The following is a 4,475-nucleotide window of genomic DNA, read 5'->3' on the forward strand; positions in this document are numbered from 1 at the left end:
GGGCCAGCGTCACCGGCAGCGGCGCGGGCGCGGGCAGGGTGAGCATCGCGGCGCGCAGCAGGCGTACCCGGTCGGCGCCTGCGATGGCCGGGTCGTAGCGACCGGTGCCCGCGAGGTCGGCGGGCACCGGCATCGACTGGGTTCGCACCGTGAGGATCGGCCTGCGCAGCTGTTGCGCGTAGCGCAGCTCGGCCATGCAGCCCGGCGAACGCAGCGACGCGGGCGACAGCACGAACAGGAACGCCTCGCACCGCTCGATCCGCGCGAGCACGCTGTCCCACCAGCGCGGCCCGGTGGGCTCGCCGCCGTCGATGGTGACCTGCCTGCCCATGGCCGCCAGATCGGCGCGCAACCTGGCGGCGACGTCCCGATCCGGGCTCGCATGGCTGATGAACACCTGCATGTCCACTCCGCCCGAAGCGCCGTCAGCGCCCAGAGAGCGCCTTGTCGATGTCACATACCCGCCATTCACCGTTCTGGTCAGCCAGCGGGATGCTCAATGTTACCGACGAGTTGCCTACGGTACGAGCAGCGAGGATGGTGAATCTGGGCTCATCTCCGTGGGCGTCGACACTCTCCAGGGTGACATTGGCGGTGTCGAAGAATGCGCCATACAGGTGACGGTTCTTCTCCAGGTCTGCCGTGCACACGAACTGCTGCATGGCTTGATCATCGCGCGTGTTGACCGCGTCGACGAATTTGCGCGCCACGTGGACCGCCGAACCGGGGTCCGGTCCGGCGCCGCCGAGCAGCAGCAGCCCACCCGCGATCCCGCCCGCCACCACGACGACGCCCGCGCCGACCAGCCAGGGGAATGTCTTCTTGCGACGTGGCCCGATCGCGGGCGCGTCCGGAGTCCGCGCCGGCGCGCGCGGCAGGATCTCGGTGACGTCGGCGGGCCTGCGCGGCTCGACGTCCACTCGCGGCGGCCTGCCGCGGTCGTCGAACTCCTGCCCGTTCTGCACGACCAGCGTCGTCCACGCCTGGCCGTCCCAGTAGCGCGCCTCGAACCGGCCCTGCGGGTCGGGCTGCCAGCCGGGGGAGAGCAGGTCCTCGATCGCGTCGGCGACCGGGCGGGTCAGGCCCGGCCTGCCGCGCAGCCGCACCAGCAGGTTCCACACCTCCGTCCGCTCGTCCTCGTCGGTGAGCCGCGTCCGCAGCTGGTCGAGCAGCTCGACCTGGTCTTTCTCGGCCAGCTCGTCACCGTCGATGCGCTCTAGGTAGGCGTGCAGGTATCTCGCGGGGATCTCGGGCTCCAGGGGCAGGCGGGAAGCCAGCGGTTTGGCCATGGGCAGCGCGTTGAACGCTTTGAGCAGGGAGATCGCGGTCTCCGCGGACCGCTCGGTGTAGTCGACGGCGCCCGCGCCGAGGCCCTCGGGGATGTCGGCGCGGGGGACCGGGCGCACCATCACCGGAAGGATCGGCCTGCGCAGCGCCGCGGCGTAGCGCAGTTCGGCCAGGCAGGCCGACGAGCGGATGGAGTCGGGGGACAGGGCGAAGACGAACACGACGCAGCTGCGGACGTGGTGCAGCACCTCGTCCCACCACTGCTGTCCGCCGTGGCTTTGCCGGTCGAACCACACCTGGTGGCCCAGTCGTTCGAAATCCGCGCGCAGCTGGGTGATCGAAGCCTGGTCTCGTCGGGAGTAGCTGATGAATACGTGCATCTCGGCGTCTCACGTTCACTGGCTGTGATGCGGAAGTGTCCGCACGGTATGTGCCCGATGGACGCGAGGACAGGGACCTATGGCCCTACTGCAAACGCCCTTGTATCCCTCTGTGATGAGCGGGTAGCAGGTTGGAGGCGGTTGTGACAACTGTCCGTTAGTTTCTGTAGGCACGTGACACAACCCGGCCCGGAACTAGGATGTAGCTCTCAGTGACGTCGGAGCGGCGCCATGGCGGGCGAGCGACGATGACTCACCTTGGGGCCGGATGAACGGGAGGTTTCGGTGACGGGTGACGAGGTGGTGGCGGAGCTGCGCAGGCAGTTCCGGTCGGAGCTGCCCGCCGGGGTCGAGTCGCTCGAAGCGGAGTCGTTGAGCGATCTCACCGGCGCCCTGCGCGACGCGCGCAGGCGGCAGCGCGAGAGCCTGGCGAAGGCGGCCGACGAGTCGCTCAAGCAGGTGCCCCGGCTGGTCCGGCCGCTGGTCCGCAAGGTGATCGGCCTGTGAACGCCAAGGTCCGGGCGGAACTCGCCAAGCTGGCCAGGCTCCTCGGCGACGAACCCGAGCGCTTCTCGTACCTGGCGGACCTCCCGCTCGAAGAGCTGCGGGTCATCCGCGAGCGCGCCACCGACGTCCTCTTCAGAGCCAACCGCGGCATGTTCGAACGCATCGCCGCGGCGAGCAAACTCGTCCCGGTCGCGGTGACCGCGACCGTCGCGCAGAAGTCGTTCGGCCCGCTCCTGTGCGCGCGGATCGCCGGTTTCCTCGAACCGGAGCGGGCGGTGGAGATGGCGGGCAGACTCCCGGTCGAGTTCCTCGCCGACGTCGCCGCCGAACTCGACCCGCGCCGAGCCGCCGGGGTGCTCGCGGCACTGCCCGCGGCGAAGGTCGTGGAGGTCGGCACGGAACTGACCGGCCGAGGTGACTTCGTCAGCATGGGCCGGTTCATCGGCGAACTCCCCGACGCCACCCTGCGTGTCGTGGTGCGAGAACTGGATGCCGAAGCGATCCTGCGCACCGCCGTGTACAGCGAGAACGACGACCGGTTCGCGGCGATCTTCGCCATGCTCCCGGACGCACGGATCCCGGACGTGCTGGCGGTGGTGATCGACGCGGACACCTCGACGGTGGACGAACTCGGCGGCGACGTCCTGCCCGTGCTGGCGGCACTGGACGACGCAGGCCTGAGCAGACTCGCGACGGCGGTGCGGGCGCTGAGCCCGGAGCAGCGCGCGCGGTTGGTCGGCTTGGCGGCGAAGGCGGGCGTGACCGACCAACTGGGACCGCTGGGTTTGGCCTTATGCGCCTAAGCGGCCGGTGATGTGGAAGCTGTGGTCCAGCTTGGCTTCCAGATCCCCCGCACTTCGAGACAGGCGCTACCCACGGCTGCCCGCCATCGCGCACGGACGCCCATTCGCGCCAGGTCTCCAGGCCGCAGCAGCAACTCGGCGCGATACTCACGGCGGTCTTGGCATCGCGCGCCCGCAGGCCGCCGGGGGGCGATCAGATCTTCGGTGCCGACGATTGCGTGGACCAGGCGGCCTGCTTCCGGGGGAAGAGCATCAGCGACCTCGCCCGGCGCATGACCGGTTCCCAGGATGAGCACGGCTCAGTGTCTCCAGTGGACACCGCTCGCCACAACGCGATTGATCGCCTAAGCCGAAGCGGAAGCGGCGTCCGGTTCCCGCACCACGCGCGCGCGGACCTTGCGCAGGATGCGCTGGTCCACCAATGCGCAGTCGACCGACAACCAGTCGCCGATGTCCTGGACGAACTGGTCCGGGACCATGGCCGAGACGCCCAACCCGGGGGCGTCGTCCGCGGTCAGGGGGCCGCGGCGGTTGGGGTACAGCAGCAGCACCCCGCGGACGTCGACGTCCGGTAGGTGGTCCTGGAAGGCCGCGACCGCGTGGAACAGGTTCGTGGTGCCGCCGCGGAAGGCGTGGCCGTTGCGCCACAGGGAGCCGTCGTCATCGATCTCGTAGTGGCCGGGGAGCCACAGCTTCGACTCGACCAGCACCAGCCGGTGTCCACAGAGGACAGCGTGCTCGATGTCGGCGAACACCGACCCCGGCCGCGACAACCCGTGGAACACGCGGGCTCCTGGCAGCCTGGCCAGGTAGTTGACCAGCATCTCACTGGTCAGCCGCTCGCCGACCGGCTCGTCGTCGGCCACACCGAACACCGTGCGCTCGCCGAACTCCGCCAGCGCCGACCGGTTGGCCCGGGCCGCGGAAAGGTAGGACCGCAGCAGCCGGATCATCGCGCCCAGCGCGGTCACGACCAGCGCGAGCCAGCAGACCAGCACGGCGGTGGGCAGGTCGCCCGACAGCAGCAGCGGAATCGTCAGCAACGCCGTGCCGATCAACGCGGCCGCGGCGGGGGCGTGCCCCGGCGTGCGCACGTAGCCGATGCGTGGCTGGTGCTTGGTCAGGTGCCACCACGACAGCGACGCGGGCGGCAGGTCGCACCCGCGCGGGGTGAACACCGGCTCGTCCCGGTACATCCGCCTGCGCGCCCGCGGCTTGGGCACCTCGGGTGTCGGCCGCTCCCGGTCACCCCGGTCGTACTCCGCGCGCTTGCGGGAGTCGGCCAGCGTCTCGTAGGCGGTCTTCAACAGCCGAAACGTCCCAGCCGTCCCGCCCGCGTCGGGATGCATGACCTTCGCCAGCGCCCGATACGCCGACTTGATCTCGCCTGCCGACGCATCCCTGCGCACGCCGAGTAGCTCGTAGTAGTCGACTTCCGCCACAGCGCGATCATTTCAGACGGCCCGGCTCCCGTCCTCCGCACACCCCATTCGTGGGG

The 4,475-nt window shown here is 70.1% G+C and carries 5 protein-coding genes; 2 read left to right on the forward strand and 3 right to left on the reverse strand.

Features of this window, described 5'->3' with window-relative positions:
* Both ACRDSQ_RS18325 and ACRDSQ_RS18330 read right to left on the reverse strand, forming a co-directional pair.
* Positions 1-403: toll/interleukin-1 receptor domain-containing protein (locus ACRDSQ_RS18325; RefSeq protein WP_431422736.1), on the reverse strand; the 403-nt coding region annotated here is incomplete at its 3' end.
* A 22-nt stretch (positions 404-425) separates the two neighbouring features.
* The gene (locus ACRDSQ_RS18330; RefSeq protein ID WP_431422738.1) at positions 426-1,667 is read right to left on the reverse strand and encodes a TIR domain-containing protein; all 1,242 of its coding nucleotides are present in this window, start codon (positions 1,665-1,667) and stop codon (positions 426-428) included.
* Positions 1,668-1,952: 285 nt separating this feature from the next.
* On the opposite strand from ACRDSQ_RS18330, the gene ACRDSQ_RS18335 reads away from it, so the two are divergent.
* Both ACRDSQ_RS18335 and ACRDSQ_RS18340 read left to right on the forward strand, forming a co-directional pair.
* Positions 1,953-2,174, forward strand: coding sequence for a hypothetical protein (locus ACRDSQ_RS18335; protein ID WP_431422740.1), 222 nt, complete (start codon positions 1,953-1,955; stop codon positions 2,172-2,174).
* Positions 2,171-2,977, forward strand: a complete 807-nt coding sequence (locus ACRDSQ_RS18340) for a hypothetical protein (protein WP_431422741.1) — start codon at positions 2,171-2,173, stop codon at positions 2,975-2,977. Before ACRDSQ_RS18335 ends, ACRDSQ_RS18340 begins: the two co-directional genes overlap by 4 nt.
* 344 nt (positions 2,978-3,321) lie before the next feature.
* Here the strand turns inward: ACRDSQ_RS18340 and ACRDSQ_RS18345 are convergent, their stop codons facing one another.
* Positions 3,322-4,419, reverse strand: coding sequence for a J domain-containing protein (locus tag ACRDSQ_RS18345; protein ID WP_431422743.1), 1,098 nt, complete (start codon positions 4,417-4,419; stop codon positions 3,322-3,324).
* Positions 4,420-4,475 lie beyond the last annotated feature (56 nt).

The sequence above is a fragment of the Actinokineospora sp. genome, assembly GCF_050699995.1.
GTDB lineage: Bacteria > Actinomycetota > Actinomycetes > Mycobacteriales > Pseudonocardiaceae > Actinokineospora.